Source organism: Proteiniphilum sp. X52 (genome assembly GCF_003712195.1).
Taxonomy (GTDB): domain Bacteria; phylum Bacteroidota; class Bacteroidia; order Bacteroidales; family Dysgonomonadaceae; genus Proteiniphilum.
This window is the reverse complement of the sequence record NZ_RDSD01000029.1, coordinates 1-21,862: the sequence shown is the minus strand read 5'-3', so window position 1 is coordinate 21,862 and position 21,862 is coordinate 1. Positions and strand designations below refer to the sequence as shown.

The 21,862-nt window shown below is 46.1% G+C and carries 13 protein-coding genes; 10 read left to right on the top strand and 3 right to left on the bottom strand.

The features are described from left to right. Positions 1-268 precede the first annotated feature (268 nt). Positions 269-3,031: an outer membrane beta-barrel protein gene (locus D7D25_RS16005; RefSeq protein WP_255417353.1), complete on the top strand. Its 2,763-nt coding sequence runs from the start codon at positions 269-271 to the stop codon at positions 3,029-3,031. Positions 3,032-3,070: 39 nt separating this feature from the next. Here D7D25_RS16005 and D7D25_RS16000 read toward each other — a convergent pair whose 3' ends face one another. From D7D25_RS16000 to D7D25_RS15990, 3 genes are all read right to left on the bottom strand, one after another. Then, entirely contained in the window at positions 3,071-3,601 is a 531-nt protein-coding gene (locus tag D7D25_RS16000) for a hypothetical protein (protein ID WP_122969935.1), read from the bottom strand. Between the two features lie 190 nt (positions 3,602-3,791). After that, the gene (locus D7D25_RS15995) at positions 3,792-4,358 is read right to left on the bottom strand and encodes an FKBP-type peptidyl-prolyl cis-trans isomerase (RefSeq protein ID WP_122969934.1); all 567 of its coding nucleotides are present in this window, start codon (positions 4,356-4,358) and stop codon (positions 3,792-3,794) included. A gap of 19 nt (positions 4,359-4,377) precedes the next feature. Further along, positions 4,378-5,922, bottom strand: a complete 1,545-nt coding sequence (locus tag D7D25_RS15990) for a glycine--tRNA ligase (protein WP_122969958.1) — start codon at positions 5,920-5,922, stop codon at positions 4,378-4,380. 324 nt (positions 5,923-6,246) lie between these two features. Here D7D25_RS15990 and D7D25_RS15985 point away from each other — a divergent pair, with 324 nt between their 5' ends. From D7D25_RS15985 to D7D25_RS15945, 9 genes are all read left to right on the top strand, one after another. Next, positions 6,247-7,743, top strand: coding sequence for a polysaccharide biosynthesis C-terminal domain-containing protein (locus D7D25_RS15985; protein WP_370453864.1), 1,497 nt, complete (start codon positions 6,247-6,249; stop codon positions 7,741-7,743). A 342-nt stretch (positions 7,744-8,085) separates the two neighbouring features. Next, positions 8,086-10,215, top strand: a complete 2,130-nt coding sequence (locus tag D7D25_RS15980) for a S46 family peptidase (RefSeq protein ID WP_122969932.1) — start codon at positions 8,086-8,088, stop codon at positions 10,213-10,215. 336 nt (positions 10,216-10,551) lie between these two features. Then, the gene (gene ettA / locus D7D25_RS15975; RefSeq protein ID WP_122969931.1) at positions 10,552-12,231 is read left to right on the top strand and encodes an energy-dependent translational throttle protein EttA; all 1,680 of its coding nucleotides are present in this window, start codon (positions 10,552-10,554) and stop codon (positions 12,229-12,231) included. 85 nt (positions 12,232-12,316) lie between these two features. Further along, positions 12,317-13,918, top strand: coding sequence for a DUF5686 family protein (locus D7D25_RS15970; RefSeq protein WP_148038962.1), 1,602 nt, complete (start codon positions 12,317-12,319; stop codon positions 13,916-13,918). A gap of 133 nt (positions 13,919-14,051) precedes the next feature. Beyond that, positions 14,052-16,190, top strand: a complete 2,139-nt coding sequence (locus tag D7D25_RS15965; RefSeq protein ID WP_158602648.1) for an FUSC family membrane protein — start codon at positions 14,052-14,054, stop codon at positions 16,188-16,190. An 80-nt stretch (positions 16,191-16,270) separates the two neighbouring features. Beyond that, positions 16,271-17,953, top strand: coding sequence for a hypothetical protein (locus tag D7D25_RS15960; protein WP_122969928.1), 1,683 nt, complete (start codon positions 16,271-16,273; stop codon positions 17,951-17,953). 669 nt (positions 17,954-18,622) lie between these two features. Continuing rightward, on the top strand, positions 18,623-18,805 hold the full coding sequence (locus D7D25_RS15955) for a hypothetical protein (RefSeq protein WP_122969927.1): 183 nt from the start codon (positions 18,623-18,625) through the stop codon (positions 18,803-18,805). Positions 18,806-18,872: 67 nt separating this feature from the next. Further along, the gene (locus D7D25_RS15950) at positions 18,873-20,216 is read left to right on the top strand and encodes a radical SAM/SPASM domain-containing protein (RefSeq protein ID WP_122969926.1); all 1,344 of its coding nucleotides are present in this window, start codon (positions 18,873-18,875) and stop codon (positions 20,214-20,216) included. 80 nt (positions 20,217-20,296) lie between these two features. Continuing rightward, positions 20,297-21,862: TonB-dependent receptor domain-containing protein (locus D7D25_RS15945; RefSeq protein ID WP_148038961.1), on the top strand; the 1,566-nt coding region annotated here is incomplete at its 3' end.

The window sequence follows — 21,862 nt, the reverse complement described above, 5'->3', positions numbered from 1 at the left end:
GACCCTGAGCCGCCATTCCCATAAGCATGATGCTTTGCCGAACGCGAAATCTCTTTGCATGGGGTTTTGAAAGTTATATCTCATTGTTCGGAAAGGAGTCCAAGATTATTTCACTGAGTGTGCGCGCCTTTATAATTGCAAGATAGGCATAAGGACATTATCTTTGCGGCAGTATAAAAATACCGGACAGAATTTTCGTCAGTCCATTCAGTGGAATGTATGCCACTGAATATGCAACTGGCAAAAGCTGAATACTGAATAAAAGAAGATGGTGCGCAAAATCCGGCTATTATGCCTGTTCATGATGTTGCTGCCGGCCGTTTTATCTGCCCAACAGATTAAAACAGCCTATGGGCAAACGTATGCCATATTCGAAGACGATACCCACACCCTGCCCGATGCCCACATCTCGGTACTCGATGCAAAAGACTCCACACTGGTAAAGGGGGGCGCCAGCGGTGCAGACGGACGTTTCACTATCCGGTTCACTGCCGCAAAAGATAAGCGGTATCTGTTGAAAGTCTCCTACACCGGTATGGAACCCGCTTTCCGTAAATTAGACAGCGAGGCGGATACCGTCGATATGGGGCGTATCCTGTTGAAAGAAGGGGTGGAACTGGCCGAATTCACTGTTACGGCACCGATGAGTGAGATCGCGCAGGTAGGCGATACCACCATAATCAACGCGGAAGCCTATAAAACCCCTGAAGGGTCCTACTTGGAGGAACTCGTGAAGCGTATTCCGGGACTGGAATACGACGCGACTGACAAATCCCTGCGCTATAACGGAAAACCCATCTCCTCCATCCATGTGAACGGAGAGGAATTCTTCTCCGGCAACAACCGTATGGCGCTGGAAAACCTGCCCGTGGAACTCATCAGTAAAATAAAGGTATATGACAAACGAAGTGAGTTGGAAAAGGTGACGGGCGTCCGCTCAGGAGGGGAAAATTTCGTGTTGGACATACAGACCAAAGGCGAACTCGGCGGTGCTTTGATGGCATCGGCAAAAGCGGGGCGCGGGAACAACGGTAAGAAGGAACTGGAGCTGGTGGGCAACTATTTCAGGCAGAGCGGCGAAAACCTGTCGCTTATCGCCAATTCGGGCAACCGGCACATGACAACCCGCCATAAGGATAACATCCAAAATATAGTGGGGACAAATTTCACCGTGAAGCCGGTTGAGAGAATTTCGGTGAACGGGAATCTCTCTTATATGGGCAATCGAGACGGAAGCCAAGCTACCGGATTTGCCGAAGAATATCTCACATCGGGAAACCGCTATCGGCTATCCGGCGACGAAAGCACCAACCAACAACGCGCCATAAATTCATATGCCGGTTTGATCTGGGAGATAGATGACAAGACCTTCTTCAATCTCTTCGGCAATTTTAACCTGATGCAGGCGGACAATGCGAACAGCAACCGCCAGGTGATGTTCGATGCCGATCCGGGAGCCGACTTGTCAGATCCGTTCGCGCATACCGATAACCTTCCGGAAGAGATGAAAATAAACGATATCCGTATGCGGTCCCTTTCGTCCAACAGGATGAGCAGCTATTCGCTCAGCGCTAACCTGACACGTAAGGTCAACGAAAAAGGAAGCAGCGTCAGCCTCGTCTTTACGCATTCCCGCAACAGGAGTGACAACGAGAGCTTCATGAAATCGTCTACCACCTATTACCGCCTGCGGGACGGCATGGGGAACGACTCCATCCTTCACCGCGTGCAATCCCATCTCAGCCCGTCCGCGGGCCGCGACCAAAGTATCGGGTTGATGTTTACGCACCCTTTCACCGGGAAATTCAACCTGCAGCTCTCTTACAATCTGGCACGCAATACCCAGGGGAGCGACCGTAACACCTACGACCTTTCCGCTTTTATCGACGGCGAAACCGACGATATACGCCCAGGACACTTGCCTGCGGGTTACGAAACGGGTTATATCGACAGCCTGAGCAACCGCAGCGAGGGCCGCACACTGGCACATGAACTGGCCTTGCGTATGCACTACTCCGATGACAGGTGGGACGTCAATGCCGGCCTTTCCGTCCGGCCCGAGCAGCGCGGTATCGACCAGAAGACCGGTCTTTTGCAAGCCGATACCGCCACCCGGATTATCGGTTTTCAGCCTTCCATGATGGCGGTATGGAAAAAAGAGAAGTTCCAGATCCGGTTCAATTATCAGGGCAATACGCAGCAACCCGCATTGACCGATTTGCTATCGCTCACCGACAACAGCGACCCGCTCAACATCACCCGGGGTAATCCCGGCCTGAAACCCGCCTACAACCAATCAATCCATTTAGATCTGAACGACAGCCGCCGTGATATCGGCGCATATCTCAACTGGAATAACACCATCCACAGCTTCACCCGCACCGTGATTTACAACCTCCAAACCGGTGGACGAGAAAGCTATCCTGTCAATATCAACGGCAACTGGGGCGGCAACGTCACGGTAAGATACCAGAAACGTATCCGCAAATTCAGGATCGGTGCCCACACAGGGAGTTCGTACAACCGCAACGTAAACTTGGTCAATGAGGGTCAAAGTGAACAACCCGAGCGCAGTATTACCCGAAGCACGGGATTGAACAGCAATTTAAGACTGTCATTCCTGCCTCAGTGGGGAAGTTTCGATCTGATCGGCCACTGGTGGTTCCAACACTCCCACAATTCTTTGCGGAAGAACGATAACTACACACGCAATTATTCCATCACATTGAATAATTTCGCCAACCTGCCCGGTAACCTGCAACTGAGGAGCGATGCCACCTATCTGTTCCGGAGCGGCACCAATATCAGCAGTGGTGATGACCAGTTTATCTGGAACGCCGGTGTAACGTGGCGGTTCATGAAAAAGAAACAAGGCGAATTGTCCGTTTACTGGTCGGATATCCTCAGCAGAAAGAAGGACTATAACCGCAATGTCACTGCCGACGGTTTCTATGAACGCCGTACCCAACAGATCGGGAGTTACTTCATCGTATCATTCAGGTACAGTTTTAACCGCATGTTGCAGAAATAAAAAGATCCTTTTTGATGATATAATATCAACAAAGACTGGTTATTGCCCTTTTTGAATATTAGTAATACGAATTCCTCTAAAACAATCGTCCATACATCCGTTTGGCACGTATCCGCATGACGATATGAGTCCTTCGTTGTTTGTTTCAAAATATGTCTGTACATCTTTTCGTTTTACAAGCCACTCTTTTTGTGCTTTGGCATATATTTCATCTAATGTTAAAGGTTCGGCAGCCGCAGTGCTTCCATGTGAATTGATCTGATTTTGATATTCGATCCATTCTAAATCCTCTTTTTGCATATTTTCTGGTAAACCCTGGGTGAAAGTATATTTGAATTCCCTTTGTGAGATTACACCTTTTGATACTGTTATTTTTGTTTCCCATGCTATTCCCACCCATGAAACTCCGGTTACTGTATAATTGTATGTATTGCCGGATGATTCTTTGAAATCCAACCATGCCCGATAACTTTTCTTATATTCATCTTCAAAATCGATGTCGTTTTTCTCACAAGAGGAAATTAAATAGCCTGTTAATAAAAGGGTTAAGAGAAAGATTGTAGGTTTCATAATAATAAATTAAAAAAAAAGGTGTTACATTTTAATGACGAAATGGAATGATGGAATGCTGCATTGATAAGGTTAAATAATATTAATAAATATTGTGCGATAGGGGAGTGTTTTTTACAAAAAAAAGAGCGCTACTTTATATAACACTCTTTTTTCAATTCTACAAAAATCTTGGTCTCCGCTTGACGAGTTATCTTACAATACTCACCAATTCAACTTCAAAAACCAGTGTTGTATAGGGTTTTATATCTCCTCCATTTCCGGCAGATCCATAACCTAAATTCCAAGGGATCCATATCTCCCATTTATCTCCTACCTGCATGTGTTGCAGCGCCGTAGAAAATCCATCTATGAGTCCTCCACCTGTAGCCTTGGGATTGATGGCGAATGTGCTGGGATTATCATTCCTGTTTTTGGTAGAGTCGAAGATATATTTGTTAATGACGGTTTGGCCCTGATTGTCGGTATAGGTATCTCTCTCTTCCAACCAGTCATATTTAAACCATCCGGTATAAAGCACTTTTACCTTGTCGGTGAAATAAGGGGTTTCCCCGTCTCCCGACTTGAGTTCCTTATACATGATATAGCCGGCGGTAGATGCGGAGTTGATCCGGGTATATTCCGAATTAGCCGTAATAAGCGCGAACTGTGCTTCATTCGCGTTTTTCCATTGATCGTCGAATGTTTCCGTCTTGTCGCATGCGGCAAAGAGCATACATGCGCAGAAGCTGAAAACCAGTGATAGTTGTTTTTTCATCGGGGTGTTTTTTTATACTTTATACAGCCAGTTGTTTCAACAAATTTTTCATATCCGTTTTTTCGGAGATGGTTTGTTGCAGTGAATCGATAGAAACTCTTTCTTGCTCCATCGTGTCGCGGTAACGGATGGTCACCGTGTTGTCTTCCAGCGTCTGATGGTCGATGGTGGCGCAGAAAGGAGTGCCGATGGCATCCTGACGGCGGTAGCGCTTGCCGATGCTGTCTTTCTCGTCGTATTGGCATGCGAAGCTGAATTTGAGCTCATCCATGATCTCACGCGCTTTTTCGGCCAAACCATCCTTTTTCACCAGCGGAAGTATGGCCAGCTTGACCGGCGCAAGGGTGGGAGGGAGCTTCAACAGCACACGGATCTCACCGCCTTCCAGTGTCTCCTCATGATAAGAACCGGCAAGGATTGAAAGGAACATCCTGTCCACCCCGATGGAGGTCTCCACCACATAGGGGACATATGATTTTCCCTGTTCCGGATCGAAGTATTGGAGTTTCTTTCCGGAATACTTTTCATGCTGGCTCAGGTCGAAATCGGTGCGGGAGTGAATGCCTTCCACCTCCTTAAAGCCGAACGGCATCTCAAACTCCACATCGGTGGCGGCATTGGCATAGTGTGCGAGCTTGTCGTGGTCGTGGAACCTGTACTTCTCTGCACCAAAGCCCAATGCCTGGTGCCATTTCATGCGAAACAGCTTCCAGTGCTCAAACCATTGCAATTCCTCACCCGGAGCGACGAAGAACTGCATCTCCATTTGTTCGAACTCCCGCATACGGAAGATGAACTGACGAGCCACGATCTCGTTGCGGAACGCTTTCCCTATCTGGGCGATACCGAACGGGATCTTCATACGACCTGTCTTCTGCACGTTCAGGAAGTTCACGAAAATACCTTGCGCCGTTTCAGGACGGAGATAGACCTTCATGGCTCCGTCGGCCGTCGATCCCATCTCGGTAGAGAACATCAGGTTGAACTGACGCACTTCCGTCCAGTTACGCGTGCCGCTTATGGGACAGACGATCTCACAATCGAGAATGATCTGTCGAAGCTCATCCAGATTATTGTCGTTGAGCGCTTTGGCAAAACGGGCATGGATTTCGTCGCGTTTCTGCCGGTTTTCCAGCACACGGGGATTGGTCTCGCGGAACATCGCCTCATCAAACTGGTCGCCGAACCGTTTCGCCGCTTTCTGTACCTCTTTCTCAATCTTTTCGTCGTATTTCGCGAGATGGTCTTCAATCAGCACGTCGGCACGATACCGTTTTTTACTGTCCCTGTTATCAATCAGGGGATCATTAAAAGCGTCCACATGTCCCGATGCTTTCCAGATGGTAGGGTGCATAAAGATGGCGGAGTCGATCCCCACTACATTTTCGTGCAACAGCACCATGCTGTCCCACCAGTATTTCTTGAGGTTGTTCTTGAGTTCCACCCCCATTTGTCCGTAATCATACACGGCGCTCAATCCGTCATAAATCTCACTCGACTGGAATACAAATCCGTATTCCTTACAATGCGATACCAGTTTCTTAAAAACGTCCTCCTGTGCCATAAACTTCATCTGCATGCTTTCGGTCCGTATGGTGACAACCGTTGCCTGCCTTACATATTGTTGGTTTAATTTCAACCTGCAAAGTAAGCTTTTTTTTTCTATATTTTAGCCATCATTCTTCATAAAGATAAATAATGATGGGCTACAGAGCAGATGCTTCTGGGAAAAATCGTATATTTGTACCCGCATTATACGATGGATGTGTCAATAAAGAACTACCGTGTAAGTATACGGTATTTTTGTTGATACCTTTTGCTTTTCGTATTCACTATTAGTTTTTCTACAACCAATCTTCAAAATTTTCAGGGAAATATGGCAGGAGGAATGAAATCATTGGCAAAGGAGACTTTCTTCTATGGGATAGGGAGTGTCTTGCCTAAACTCCTTAGCTGGTTATTGTCACTTTATTGGGCGTTCGCTCTGCCGCAGATCTCCGACATCGGGGTGCTGACCAACTTTTATGCCTGGGTGGCACTTTTGCAGGTGATCCTCACTTACGGCATGGAAACCGGATTTTTCCGTTATGCCAATAAAGAGAATGACCCCGTGAAGGTTTTCTCCACCACCTTTATCAGTATCGCCTTCACAACATTGCTCTTTTTCCTGGCTGCACTGTTGCTGTTGGAACCCGCGGCGTTCGCATTGGGAGGCGCGGCCATGAAGCCGCGTTACCTGTTTATGCTGGTGATCATTCTCTGTTTCGACGTGTTGGCTGCTATCCCCTTCGCAAACCTCCGCTTCAAGAAGCGGCCTATCCGGTTTGCGGTGATCAAGCTCATCAATGTGGTGATGACCATCCTTTTCAACCTCTTCTTCTTCCTGGTTTGCCCCTGGCTGCAAACCCTGTTTCCGGATGCCTTTTCATGGTTCGATATCAGTCGCGGGGTCGATTACGTGTTGATCTCCAATCTTGCCGCTTCGCTTATCCAATTCCTGATGGTGTCGCCGGAACTGAAGATCAGGTTCACATTCGACCGGGCATTATTACCCCAGATGCTGCGATACTCATTTCCCATCCTTATCCTGGGCGTGGCCGGGATATTGAATCAGACGGTCGACAAGATCATCTTCCCCTGGGTCTATCCCAACGAGGCAGCCGCGTTTACCGAATTAGGCATTTATGGACAAAACTTTAAGATCGCCGTCATTATGGTGATGTTTACCCAGGCTTTCCGCTATGCTTTCGAACCCTTTATCTTTGCGAGGAACAGGGAGGCTGCCGACGACCGACGGTCATTCAGTGACGCCACCAAATTTTTCATCATCTTCGGATTGCTGATCTTTTTAGTGACCACCGGTTATATCGATATTATCAAGAAGCTGATCCCCGAAAATTATCATGTGGGGCTGAAAGTGGTGCCTATTGTCCTTCTGGGTGAGCTCTTCTTTGGTGTCTATTTCAATCTCTCGTTGTGGTATAAACTCACCGACCAAACCAGGTGGGGAGCATATATGTCAATCTTTGGATTTATCGTCACCATAGTCATCAATATTCTTTTTATTCCCCGATTTGGCTATATGGCTTGTGCATGGGCTTCCTTTATCGCTAACCTTGCCATGATGCTGGTCTCTTATTTCCTGGGACAAAAAAACTATCCTATTCCTTACAACCTCAGATCGGCCGGGTTCTTCTTCCTGTTATCGATGATCCTTTTCGCGGGGATTGCACTGACATACAATAATATATCAGGCCTATGGCTCCGACTGCTGATCAATACACTGTTGATTGCGGTATATATCTTCGGGGTTGTTAAAAAGGAAGTGCCTCTGCGGGAATTGCCGGTGATCGGAAAGTGGTTTAAGGGAAAAACGAAAAATTAAGAGTAAGAAATGAAAATGAAAAGTTAAGAGTGAAAAATGAAAAATTAAGAGTGAAAAATGAAAAAAGAAAAATTGAGTCTGCTCCGAAATCCCAAAAACCGATTTGACCAGTTTCCAACTCATTGAAAATCAATGGTCGTTTAGAGGAGCATTTGGATAAAAAAGACTTTTCGGAGGGTACTCATGATTGAGGAATGGGAAATCAGGAGTGGGAAGTTAGAAGCCAAAAGTGAAGAAGTTGGAATTTGGGATTTTGGAATCTTGAAATAAATAATAATAGGATAATCAGAAGTCTGCTTCAAAAATAAAAGTGAGTGGACACGTGCAAAAGGAAAGTAATTTATGAAGAAGTTAGGTTTGTGGGTCGCGATATTGTTTGCGGCATTGACGGTGAAAGCCGATGAGGGTATGTGGTTGCTCAAGGAGTTGAACAGCGAAAGTGTTGCCCGTATGAAAGAGTTGGGATTTATTTTTCCTGTAAATCAGTTATATGATGAGGATAACCCGTCGTTGAAAGATGCGGTGGTGATCTTCGGCGGAGGATGTACCGGCGTGGCGGTATCCGACCAGGGATTGATATTTACCAATCACCATTGCGGATACGGAGCTATCCAGAAGTTGAGCGCGGTAGAGCATGACTACCTGAAAAACGGCTTTGTGGCACAACAGCGGATCGATGAACTGCCTGCCGATGGACTGACCGTGTCGTTCCTCAGATCGATGACGGATGTGACTGACCGGATCATCTCCCAGGTGCCCTCCGTGCTTAACGAGATACAACGTGAACAGGCTATCGACTCTCTTTCTACTGCCCTGATAGAGGAGTATGAAGAAGATCCTTTCACCCATGCCCGCATCGTTCCTTTCTATTCCCGCAACAAATACTACGTTGTGCTGTATGATCAGTTTCGTGACGTGCGCCTGGTTATGGCACCTCCCTCTTCAGTCGGGAAATTCGGCGGGGATACCGACAACTGGATGTGGCCCCGCCACACCGGCGATTTCTCGGTATTCCGTGTCTATGCGGATAAGAATAACCGTCCGGCCAATTACAGTGGCGAAAATGTACCTTATCAACCTAAATACGTGGTTCCTGTGTCGCTCGACGGTGTGGGCGATGGAGATTACGCGATGACAATAGGCTATCCCGGCAGTACGCAGCGTTACATGTCGTCGTGGGGGATCCGCCAGCGGATGGAGTCGGAGAACAAACCCCGCATCGAAGTGAGAGGAGCCAAACAGGATATCTGGTGGGACGCGATGACCAAAAACGATACCATCCGTATCAAATATGCCAATAAATATGCCGGCAGCTCCAATTATTGGAAGAACTCCATGGGAATGAACGAGGCGCTCACCAATCTGAAAGTGCTGGCCGAAAAGGAGAAGCTGGAAGCAAGATTGGCCGAATGGATCAAAGGCAGTCCTGTCCGCCAGGCCCGATATGGCAGTACGCTTTCACGGCTGGAGAGTGCCTATACCGATTCCGGTGATCTGGCACTTTATACCACCTATTTTCTGGAAACATTCAATAACGGGATTGAACTGATACGTTTCGCCAATACCATCCTGCAATTCGACAGCGACGGTACCGAAGAGGAGAAACAGAATTTCATTCACGACCGCTTTATCGAGTCGTATAAAAATTATGAGCCGGCACTGGATAAGAAGGTACTCCCCACATTGATGAAACTCTATGCCGAACGTGTGCCAGAACAGTATCATCCTGATATCTACCAAAAGGTGAAGGAGGAATTCGGTGGCGATTATGAACAATATGCCGAGTGGCTGTTCGCCCACTCACGGTTCACATCGTTAGAAGAGTTGCTGGAGCTGTTGAAGACGGCAGATACCCAGTCGCTCACCCGGGATCCGGCCATGGAACTGGCCTTGTCGACTGCTGATATGGGTTATGAATTGTCGGGACAAATGATGCCCTATTATGAGAAAATGCTCAGGGGCGAACGGGAATTCATGGCTGCCCTTATGGAAATGGACGCAGATAAGACTTTCTACCCCGATGCCAATTTCACCCAGCGTATGAGTTACGGGACAGTGGGGGGCTACCATCCGCGCGATGCGGTCTGGTATGGTTATTATACTACCTCGCGGGGGATATTGGAAAAACAGAAGCCGGGCGATCCCGAATTCAATGTGCAGGAATATATCCTGGATGCTATTCGTTCGGGCGATTTCGACCATTACGCTGACCCCGAAGGGGTGATGAGAGTGAATGTTCTGTCCAACAACGATATCACCGGAGGAAATTCCGGCAGTCCTGTGCTGAACCGGAATGCGGAGTTGATCGGGCTGGCTTTCGACGGAAACTGGGAGTCGCTAAGTGGTGACATTCTCTTTGAACCGGAAATGCAACGCGTGATCAGTGTGGATATCCGTTACGTATTGTACATCATCGATAAGGTGATGGGAGCATCCCATCTGATTGATGAGTTGAAGATGGCGGGGAAATAAGGGGCTGAATTCATGGATGAGATGATTTGTAATTGATGGAGGGCTACAGAATCGCAAGCTTGCTCTCTTCCCGTTTGACTAGACAGAATAACGAAAATGTTGACTATCTTTGTCCCCCGTTTCAGATTTGTGCTCGGTGGTTAGGATGCACAAGACACGCAAATGAGGATTATAAATCAATCAAAACAAGTCAAATCAGCAAATCAATTAGCAGCCAGTTGTAAGTCATTGGTCATTGGTCATTGGTCATTGGTCATTAGTCATTAGTCATTGGTCATTAGTAATTGGTAATTGGTAATTGGTAATTGATCATTAGTAATTTGTAATTAAAAAAATATGTCCGACGATAAGAAGATTATTTTTTCCATGGTGGGTGTGAGCAAAACGTTTCCGCCCCACAAACAGGTATTGAAAGATATTTACCTCTCCTTTTTTTATGGTGCCAAAATTGGTATTATCGGTCTGAACGGCTCGGGAAAATCGACGCTGTTGAAAATCATTGCCGGGATCGAGAAAGAGTACCAGGGCGAAGTGGTGTCAGATAAGAGTTTCTCGGTGGGATACCTTGAGCAGGATCCGGCGCTGGATCCGGATAAAACGGCGATCGAAGTGGTCCGCGAGGGAGTGCAACCGGTGATGGACTTGTTGAGTGAATATGAAGAGATCAACCTGAAATTCGGCTTGCCTGAGTATTATGAAAATGAAGATAAGATGAACTCCCTTTTCGCTCGTCAGGCCGAATTGCAGGATAAACTGGATGCTGTTGACGCATGGAATATAGATAACCGGTTGGAAAGGGCGATGGACGCCTTGCGCTGCCCCCCGGAAGAACAACCGGTCCGTGAACTCTCGGGAGGGGAACGCCGCCGGGTGGCACTCTGCCGCCTGTTGCTGCAGGAACCCGACGTGCTGCTGCTCGACGAGCCGACCAACCACCTCGATGCCGAGTCGATCGATTGGCTGGAACAACACCTTCAACAGTACAAGGGTACGGTGATCTGCATCACGCACGACCGTTATTTCCTCGACCATGTGGCCGGCTGGATCCTCGAACTCGACCGCGGCGAAGGGATACCCTGGAAAGGAAATTACACCTCATGGCTCGAACAGAAGACCAAGCGGATGGAGCAGGAAGAGAAGCAGGTGAGCAAGCGGCGCAAGACGCTGGAACGGGAGCTGGAATGGATCAACCTGGCGCCCAAGGCGCGCCAGGCGAAAGGAAAAGCGCGCCTGAATTCTTACGAGAGGCTGTTGAATGAGGATCAGAAAGAGCGTGAGGAGAAACTGGAGATTTTTATTCCCAACGGCCCCCGGCTGGGAAACAAGGTGATTGAAGCGGTGAACGTGAAGAAAGCCTTTGGCGACAAGCTGCTGTTCGACAACCTCAACTTCATGCTTCCGCCCAACGGTATTGTGGGGGTAATTGGCCCCAACGGTGCCGGAAAGACGACTCTCTTCAGGCTGATTCAGGGAATAGAGACGCCCGACGCGGGAAAATTCGAAGTGGGTGAGACCGTGGTAACGGCTTATGTGGATCAGGCGCACGAAGCCATCGACCCGGAAAAAACGGTTTACCAGGTAGTGTCCGGCGGTTCGGAATTCGTGCGTGTAGGCGGAAAAGAGATCAATGCCCGTGCCTATCTTTCCCGTTTTAACTTCTCCGGCGCCGACCAGGAGAAACTGTGCGGCGTGCTGTCGGGCGGTGAGCGGAACCGTCTCCATCTGGCGCTGACGCTCAAAGCCGGTGCCAACGTATTGTTGCTCGACGAGCCGACCAACGATATCGACGTGAACACCCTCCGCGCGCTGGAAGAGGGGCTGGAAAACTTTGCAGGATGTGCCGTGGTGATCTCGCACGACCGGTGGTTCCTGGATCGTATCTGTACCCATATCCTCGCCTTCGAAGGCAATTCTGAGGTGTTTTATTTCGAGGGTTCCTATAGTGAGTATGAGGAAAACAAGAAGATGCGACTCGGGAACGTGGAGCCGAAACGGGTGCGTTACAGGAAACTGTGATAGAAAGTGGAAAAGTGGAAAGGTGGAAAGGTGCCAGAATGGAAAGGTGTACTGATGTAGGTTCTTGATTTTCAAACCGGAGAAGATGAGAAAAACTTCAATACTGTTTTTACTGTTTTTGGTGAGTGCCGGTGTTCCGGTGTTTGCGCAAAACACGCTACTCAAAGGAGTGGTGATGGATGCAAAGTATCACACTCCGGTACCTTACGCGGCACTCTTTATCCGGGGAACCGCTATCGGAACCGTAGCCGATAACACAGGGGAATTTTCGCTTTCCGTTCCCGATTCAATTCCCGACAAGGCACTGATGGTCGCGAGAGAGGGCTTCCAACTGATGTCCTTTTCTTTGGATGAACATGAGACGGAGAGACTGGTCGTGGCGCTGGAACCGGACGATCCTGTGGACAGAGTTCTTGCATTACAAGAAAGTATAGCCGTGAATTCGGGAGCCTTCGGCGCGTTTCTGGCCGAAGCGGTAAAGCTCGTGACCAACGACTGGATTCCGCTCGGGGATCCGCTAACCAACCGGTTCGACTTTGGACGGATCCAGACTATCCCCACTTATAACCCTGTTGAAGGAATCCGGCTCAGGGCGGGCATTGCCTCTAATTCGAGGTTGAGCCCCCATTTTTTTGTGAGGGGATACGCCGCCTACGGATTTAAAGACCAGCGATTCAAATACCGCGGTGAGGCCATCTACTCATTCAACAAAAAAGCCTATCATGAGGATGAGTTCCCGAAAAATACACTGAGATGGGTCTATGAAAACGATCTCTATTCTCCGGGCGAAATGCATCCCTATGCCCTGAACGACCTGCTGCTGGTCACTTACCGGCGTTCGAAGAACGAAGCGACCTATCGGAATTTTGCGGAGCTCACTTATGAGAAAGAGTATAAAAACGGACTGGCACACACCTTGCGGGTGAGACGGTCACGGTTGGTTCCCCAGGGAGAGTTGCAGTTCGAGCCGGATCTTGAGGAGGGGATAGCCGTCACGAAAGGTGAATTACATACTACCGATGTGGGTGTGCTGTTACGTTACTCGGTGAGAGAGGCCTATCATCAGCGGAAACGGAAAAGAATACCGTTGGAGATGACTTCTCCGGTCTTTTTTCTTTCCCATACGATGGGAGTGAATGGCTTCATAGGCGGTGAAGTAGCCTATCACAGGTCTGAGTTTTCAGTCCAGAAGCGTTTTTTGTTGGGGAGTGCCGGCCGTTTGGATGTGGTAGGCGAGGTAATGAAGGTGTGGGATAAAGTGCCTTTTCCATTACTGGTGTATCCCAATCAACGCTACCGCCATCAGATTGAGAATAACTCCTTTTTCCTGAATCGGGCATTGGAGTTTGTGGCCGACGAGCAATACACCCTGCGGATGACTTTCGTGGGAGATGACCTCCTGTTGGCAAAAATGCCTGTCGCGGACATGTTGCAATTAAGGGAGCTGGCCTCATTGAGGGTCGCCCATGGCCGGCTCAGTGATAAGAACAATCCGGCGGTTTCTTCGGATGGACTGTATCACTTTCCACCCCTTTTACATCGATACGACAATGTTCCTTATGTGGAGGGAACCATCGGTATCACCCATATTCTCGGGCTTTTGCGTGTGGAGTATGTGCATCGTTTCACCTATCGGGATCATCCCGACGCCCTTCTCGGTGCTTTTAGGGTAGACGTGACGTTCTGATTGGATGATTGGATGATTGGATGATTGGATGATTGGATGATGTTTGGTGTACCAATTAATTGGCAATTGGCAATTGGTAATTGGTAATTGGTAATTGGTAATTTCCTGCACAGATATGTCAAAAGATAAAGAGATGAGTAATGGAGTAGAATCGATAAAAGATAGGATAGCCGACCTCTGGATCAATGTGTTCTGGAAAAGCCCCGATCATTTGTGGGCGTTGAAGGTGACCGTATCCATTGCCTTCCTGCTGATCCCCGCCGAGTTGATATTCCATCACTCCTTTTTCGGGACGACCCTTGCGCTGGGAGTGGTGGCGATGGCGTTGGGGGAGACCGACGTGCATCCGAAAGGAAGGGTCAAATCTTCCGCCATGGCGCTTATACTTTACGTAATCACCAGTAGCTTGGTGGCTATCTTTCTCCCTTCACCGGCCTGGTTTGCCATTGTGCTGCTGCTCCTCTCCTTTTCCCTCCTTTTGATGGGAGGTGTCGACTCACGGATGCAGGGCGTCACTTTCGGGACAATGCTTATTTTGGTCTATTCCATGCTGGCGGCTGAAAACAGTGAAAAATGGTATTATCTTCCCCTGTTCTTCACCCTTGGAGCCTTCTGTTATGCCGTGATCTCTATCCTGCTACTTTACTTCAGGCCTTATCGGCTATTGCAACAACAGCTTGCCCGCGGGTTTCACTTCCTGGCAGAATATATCGACCTGAAGGCGAATTTATTCCCTAGCGATCCCCACGTCCAAAAAGGGATCAGGATCCAGCTGGCACAAAAAAACACAAATCTGGCGCAACAGATCGAAGCATGCAAGAACGACCTTTACAGCTACTCGGAAGAATGCACTCCTGAAGCACTTCCGGTGGTGGATCATTACTATCGCCAATGGTTTTTGTTGCAGGCCATGCAGGAAAGGGCCATATCGAGCCATGAGCAGTACGATTTGTTGTCGCGGCAGGTGAAGAGCGGCGATTTGCTGGAAGGGTTCGGAAAGCTGATGAGGGAGATTGCGGCGGCAGTTCGCCTCTATGCCGACTCGCTGCTGACCGAACGACCTTACAGGCATCCATTCTCGTTGAAATGGACGATAACGGCGCTACGGGCAATGCTCGATGCGGAGAAAGACCAACCCTATTATCATACTTTGTCGTTACTGCTGAGAAACCTGACGGGATTGGAAGAAAATCTCCGGGAGAATGAAAAAACTATCGACCAGATAGATGTGACGGTCTTTCATTCCCGGAAGCCGGAGAGAACCGGTTTGAAGTCACTGTTGCATGCCGCTCATCCCCGTTTTCGCTTTGCAGTGAGGCTTACCTTGTGTTGGATGCTGGGATATGGGATCATGCTTTATTTGAATTTCGGGAAGGGTTCGTGGATACTGATGACATCGCTGATTGTCGTCCAGCAAACCTATAGCGCCACGCGTATCCGGCTCTTTCACCGCGTCTTCGGCACCTTGCTGGGGGTCGTTGGAGGGGTCGCCCTGGCACAACTGCTGCCCACCACGCCCGGACAGACACTCTTGCTGCTCACCTCCATTTACTTCTTCTTTTACTGGCTGAAGAAAAACTATACGATCGCTGTCGTCTTTATCACTATCTTCGTGCTGGCAGCTTTCAATTTGCTTTCCAACCAGGGAGTAGCCGTAATGATCCCCCGCGTCATCGATACGTTGGTGGGCGGCGCGCTCGCCTATCTGGCTGTGCGCTTTATCTGGCCCGATTGGCAGTACAAGCAGCTCCCGGGGTTGATGCTGAATGCGGTGGCAAAAAACAGGCGTTATTTCGAGAGCATCTATGACGGTGCCGTCTCCGAGGAGGATTATCTTCACAACCGTCGTACCGCTTACAATGCCGACAACGCCTTGACTTCGGCCTGGAAATGGATGAGGCTGGAACCCAAGAGCAGGCGCCGGTACCAGGATAAGGCTTTTAACCTCACTAACCTGAACCACGCCCTGTTGTCTTATATCTCCGCTTTCGGTGTCCATAAGTCGGCCGGCGACCTGTCGGAAACAGAACTTGCCCTTTGCCGTGACGTGAGCGATGTGCTCCGGCTGGTTTCGGAGATGTTAACCAACAACGCCGATGAAAAGCAGATTGAGGACAGTTTCCGGAAAGCAAACTGTTGGGATGAACAGATCGACAAGATGATGGGCGATGCCGGAAACCGCAGGGCAAGGCTTATCAACAATATCGCACATGTTGCGCGCGAGTTGCTGACAGAGGCCAAAGGGATTGTGGGTCTGTATCAGGGGCGGTAGAATTATCCTTTCTTTATTTCCTTTTGCAGAAAAATATATATATTTGTCCTGTTGAAACCAACAGGACTGAGATGTTGTAGATGCGTGAGATATTTTATACCATAGCAATCACACTCGGAGCGTTCATCTTCGCGGCGTGCAGGCCCCAGCCCGAAGCACCCGGGTTGCTGGTGGAGGCCCAACGCCTTGTGGAAAGCAACCCCGACAGCGCCATGCGGCTGATCGATTCCATTTTTTATCCGGAAAAAAGCCTCCGCCATGAACATTATATGCATTTTCTGGTAACGCAGGTGCAGGCGAAATACAAAACCCGGCGTTCCATACACGAAGATACGCTGATCTTTCTGGCGCGCGATCATTTCTCAGCCCGGAATAAGGATTCCCATACAACTACCTTGGCCTGGTTCTACAGCGGCTGTGTGCACCGTGAACGGCAGGAATACGAAAAAGCGACGGAACATTATCTGGCTGCCGGGGATTATGCCGCGGAAGCAGGCGACTACGCCTTGCAAGGGTTGGTACAATATAATCTCGGGGATTTATTTGCGGTGCAGGATTTGTATACCAAGGCGCTGGAGAGATATAAAGCGGCCGCCCGATTCTACAATGCATATCCCGAGAAAGAAGCCTATAGTTTAAGCGCTGTGGGGCGGATGTTCCTGCTGGACAAAAATCCCGACAGCGCATTTTTTTATTTTCAAAAGGGACTGAATTCCGCAAAGTCGACTAATGATGGAATATTGCAAAGTTTATTGGCACAAAATATTGGCGTGGCTTATCAGCAAACAGGACAATTTACCGAGGCGGAAGGATATTTCCTTCAATCCTACCAATATAACCCGGATAAGAAGGATCAGACCCGGTACTATTTGAATTTCGCAACATTATATTCGCAAATGGAACGGCCCGATTCGGCCGCCTTCTATACCGGAAAATTAAAGGACAGCATTGACTCAACGGATAACAATTACCTCAAGGCAAGCGCTTACAGGTTTTTGGCTGAGTGGGAAAAAGCAAGGGGGCATGACAATGACGCGTTCGCTTATCAAGATAAACGGATAAACAGCCTTAACCGGATCATGGACGACCGGAAAAATCAGTCGGTTTACGAAATAGAGCAAAAATACAATTATGAGCAACAGCAGAACCACTATAATCAACGGTTTATCCGTTTTCAGCAATTGCTGATGATGTTGATGGGTGTTTTGCTGGTCGTGGCAATCGCCTTTTTGTTTCTCTTCTGGCGGATGTTGGGGGAAAAAGCGGCTAATCTGAGAATACAGGAAAATGTAAATACGTTGCGAAAAACCACGAGAGACCTCTTGTCCTCGGGGAAAGAGAGTGAAACGGCATTGGAAGAAGCGTTGCATTGGAAGTTGGATGTGTTGAAGAAAACAGTACGACTGAAATACAGGATGAGCGAAAAGGAGCAGAAAACCCATCAACCTTTGATTGACAGGCTGGATAAAATCCTATTCGCCAAAAGCATAAAAACACCCGGACTGGATATACGGCAAACCGTGGAACACCTTAATCCGGGAATACGGCTTTTTATCAGACAGCATTGCCCCACGCTTTCGGAAACCGAATATAACGTGTGCCTCCTCTCGTATGCTGGATTGAGCGTACAGGAAGTCGCTTTTGCACTCAACCAGAGCGAACATACCGTTTACAAGGCCCGCACCAACCTCAATAAGAAGATAGGGGTTGATTTCTGCTCCGTGTTGCGGAAAGCCTGCTTGACCTTCAACCTCACTCGTTAAAATTTTGTGCCGTCTTGTATTCTTATGGTAAGTGTCTTTGGTTATCAGGGGGGTATGTCGATGGCTGTAGTTAAATTTTTGTATCTCTCAATATCCTGTTTCGCAAGAGAAATATATTATTTAGATTTGAGGCAGAAATTTCATAATAGGTGCCATCATGAAAATGAAGAAAATCGTATTGTCGTCGGGAATATACACTATCACGTTCACCAACGGGTGCGGCGCCATGTATGGCGATTTTGAGATTTGACCGGAATACGTCTGACCGTTATGATAACTGTCGGAACAGGATTGCGTAATTTGTCCCAGCGGCCTCAGAAACCGTAAGTACGGACATTAAAAAGCCTTCCCTTGCCAGGAAAGCGAAACAACCAAATTGAGACGAATCAACCCTGATGTTTAACTAAACTTACAAGAAAAGGCACTGCAAAGATAACACAACACACGGTAATTTCAAACACCCACGGGTTTGGGGATGACTGATTTTGCCGGAAGCCGCCCAAACAGTGAAAAGTAGTAGCTAACAGGCAAAAATTATGATGTTTGTGGTATGCACGATAGATGTGTTTCATATAGAGATATAGCTATCTGATGAAATTTTAGTAAATCATAATCGTAAATCTTCCAAATAGCCAAACATGTAGAAGAGCCAATAAAAAAGACAAACAAATGAAAACTTTAGATTTTATAGTAGAAAACCAAGACATTCTATCTGAACAAATGGATAAAATCATTGGAGGGCAATATGATCAGGTGTCTGACGAATGTAAGAATGATGGAATTATTTATAGATGCACTGATGGTACTACAGAACCTACATTGAACGCAGGAGTAGCCTTTAGTATCTTCTAAAAGTCAAGTTTGAAGCCGATCACAACAGATCGGCTTCATATTCAAAATCCTAAAATTTATATTAAATATGAAGTGGTCAAGATACAATTATTTATATGAATCAAAAAGACATAATTGTTTTTTACTCTATAATTCTATAACCAATGTGCTAATATCTTTATCAATAGATGTTTATAGGAAATTGTGCCTGATAAAAAATGGAAAAGATAGTGAACCCATTTTTCGGGTTTTGGAAGAGGAAACTCTAGACAAGTTAATAAAAGCCAAGATTTTTGTAGAAGATTATGATGATGAAAATTTTATTCTTCAAAAAAAGTTTCTTAAATATAAAAAAAGTTTTCAAGAAAAAATTCTTAGTTTGGTTTTATTACCCACTTATGCATGTAACTTTAATTGCCCATACTGTTATGAGGCAGGTTTACCCTACATTTTTATGAAAGAAAATGTAGAGGACATGATTATTGATTTTATCAATTCATTTGAGGTTTCTTCAAAGCTCCAGCTTTGTTGGCATGGAGGGGAGCCATTAATTGCATTCAATAATATAAAAAGGATATTAACTAAGATTGAAAAGAATGAAAAAAAAGAATTAAAAAGCCATGCGCTGGTAACAAATGGCTATTTATTAGATAAGGATAAGTGTTTATTTTTTAATGATCATAATCTAAATTTAATCCAAATCACAATAGATGGATTAAAGGAAAATCACAATAAAAGCCGTATCCATAAATCAGGATATCTAACCTATGATGTTATTCTAAATAATATTGAAAATGTTTTTAAATATATCCCACAATGCTCCATTACAATTAGGATGAATGTGCATGCTGAAAATGAAGAAGATTTTCCTTTATTATATGAAGAACTTAAAAATCGGTGGGAAGGTCAGAAATATCATTTAGTTATGAAATATGCCAACAAACACAACGATAGTTGTAGAGTGGAATGTTTTAATGAAAAAGATAAAATATTTTATGCGAAAAAATTATTTGAGAATTATAATTTTACTAACTTCAATCTTTATCCAAAATTTCAATTGGGAGGATGTACCGCAACTTATTCAAATTCATTTGTGATTGATCCTGAAGGGGATATCTACAAATGTTGGGTCGATGTAGGTAAAAAAGAACGCAGAATTGGAAACATATTTACCCGAAAATATAATAGTTTTTTATTAACAGAATATATACTGGGAACTGATATGTATTCAGATCCTAAATGTTTGAAATGCCTTCTATTTCCTGTTTGCGATGGTGGTTGTAATCTAAGGCGGTTAAATTTCAAATTGAATAAGGCTCCTTATGATCTTTGCCCTATCGATATTGAAAATTTAGATATTCTTTTCGATATGTTTTATGAGCAGCAATTAAATACGAAAGTGTCCAAAACCAGAGAAGTGAAAATTGATTGAGATATTGGGATGGAAATTCATCTCTACAATTGCCCCCCTCTTTTTTGATAAGGGTAGTTCTGGAACAAAAGAATTAAACAATGAGAAATTTTTCTTTAATATCAATTGCGATAATAACATTTATGTTCTTATTCTCTTCCATTGAAGCCCAAACCGTTCTAAATGGACTGATTATGGATAATAAAAATGAACCCGTTGAATTTGCCAATATCGTATTTTTCAGTATGCCTGATACCGTTTTTGTGACTGGCACAACAAGTTTGAAAGACGGCTCATTCGGCCTGACCATTCATACTCCGGGGAGTTATTTGTTGCAAATTTCTTTTATAGGGTATAAAAAACATCATCAAGAAATAACGATCAGGGAAGGAAATATCACGTTGCCTGCCATTATTTTAGAAGAAGAAAGTCAGGCATTGAACGAGATCACAATAACTGCGAGTCGGCCTGTCTTCAATATCAAAAACGGCATATTGACGACGGAAGTGGAGAATACGTTGTTAAGCAGGGAACATTCAATGGATGATGTCCTGGCCCAAATACCCGGCATTATCAATAATCGTGGCACATTGGAGGTGTTCGGGAGCGGTCAACCGGTTGTTTACATCAATAACCGGAAAGTACAAAACATGAATGAAGTCTCGCAACTTGATGTGAAAAACATCCGGAATATTGAATTGATTACTAATCCCGGTGCCCGATATGATGCCGGCGTCAATGCTGTTATCCGGATTTACACATTAGAAAAGGAGGAAGGAATTGCCGTTAAAGTAAATTCCGCATTAAGACAAAGCGAAAAAGCATCTCATTATGAAAATATACAAATTGACTATAAAAAACAGAAATTGAACACATCGGTTTACTATAACCTTTTTGGATACAAAAATAAATCCTTCCAATACCTGATAAAGGATATCCAGACGGACACATTATGGCAATACGTGACCGATAGGACAAGTTACCCATTTCAGAAGTTCCATACGTTTCGCATGAACGTCGATTATGAGTTTTCTCCCAACCATATAGTGGGGATGCAACTCAATGAAGAATACAGCAATGTAGATGATAATTCGAGGGAGGTAAATACCGTAAATGCAAATCAAAAAAGATATCTGGATTTTTTTGTGACAAGTGATTATGGAGGTACCATTCACAATTCGCAACTGAATGCTTTCCATAATGCCAGATGGAATGAACATCTGACGTCGGAATTGAATGCCGATTATGTCTTTTATAAGAATACCCTCAAACAGGATGTGAAAGAGGAAACTGAAAACAATGAGCTGCTTACCCAAATGAATAGTTTGTCGCGTTATACAATATATGCTGCCAGATATGCGGCAAATTATCATCCATCCGAGAAGCATGCTATTATTGCAGGAGCGGATGTCAGCAGAATAAACGGAGAAGGGGATATGACGACTGAACCCGCTCTGGTTGGATATTTGAATTATAAAAGCAAGGAGACAAAGTGGGCCGTATTTACCGAATATAATTGGACAAATACCAAATTGTCGCTGAATACCGGACTCCGGTATGAGGTGTTATCTTCCATGTATGACGATCTGACAAGTGTTGAAGATAATGTGAAAAAGAAATACCATAATATCTTTCCATCCTTTAAAATCTCATATTCCGACAAGGGA

Excerpts from the sequence above, each read along its gene's own strand:
- D7D25_RS16005 (WP_255417353.1), top strand. The coding sequence starts at position 269 with ATGGTGCGCAAAATCCGGCTATTATGCCTGTTCATGATGTTGCTGCCG.
- D7D25_RS16000 (WP_122969935.1), bottom strand. The coding sequence starts at position 3,601 with ATGAAACCTACAATCTTTCTCTTAACCCTTTTATTAACAGGCTATTTA.
- D7D25_RS15995 (WP_122969934.1), bottom strand. The coding sequence starts at position 4,358 with ATGAAAAAACAACTATCACTGGTTTTCAGCTTCTGCGCATGTATGCTC.
- D7D25_RS15990 (WP_122969958.1), bottom strand. The coding sequence starts at position 5,922 with ATGGCACAGGAGGACGTTTTTAAGAAACTGGTATCGCATTGTAAGGAA.
- D7D25_RS15985 (WP_370453864.1), top strand. The coding sequence starts at position 6,247 with ATGAAATCATTGGCAAAGGAGACTTTCTTCTATGGGATAGGGAGTGTC.
- D7D25_RS15980 (WP_122969932.1), top strand. The coding sequence starts at position 8,086 with ATGAAGAAGTTAGGTTTGTGGGTCGCGATATTGTTTGCGGCATTGACG.
- ettA (WP_122969931.1), top strand. The coding sequence starts at position 10,552 with ATGTCCGACGATAAGAAGATTATTTTTTCCATGGTGGGTGTGAGCAAA.
- D7D25_RS15970 (WP_148038962.1), top strand. The coding sequence starts at position 12,317 with ATGAGAAAAACTTCAATACTGTTTTTACTGTTTTTGGTGAGTGCCGGT.
- D7D25_RS15965 (WP_158602648.1), top strand. The coding sequence starts at position 14,052 with ATGAGTAATGGAGTAGAATCGATAAAAGATAGGATAGCCGACCTCTGG.
- D7D25_RS15960 (WP_122969928.1), top strand. The coding sequence starts at position 16,271 with ATGCGTGAGATATTTTATACCATAGCAATCACACTCGGAGCGTTCATC.
- D7D25_RS15955 (WP_122969927.1), top strand. The coding sequence starts at position 18,623 with ATGAAAACTTTAGATTTTATAGTAGAAAACCAAGACATTCTATCTGAA.
- D7D25_RS15950 (WP_122969926.1), top strand. The coding sequence starts at position 18,873 with ATGAAGTGGTCAAGATACAATTATTTATATGAATCAAAAAGACATAAT.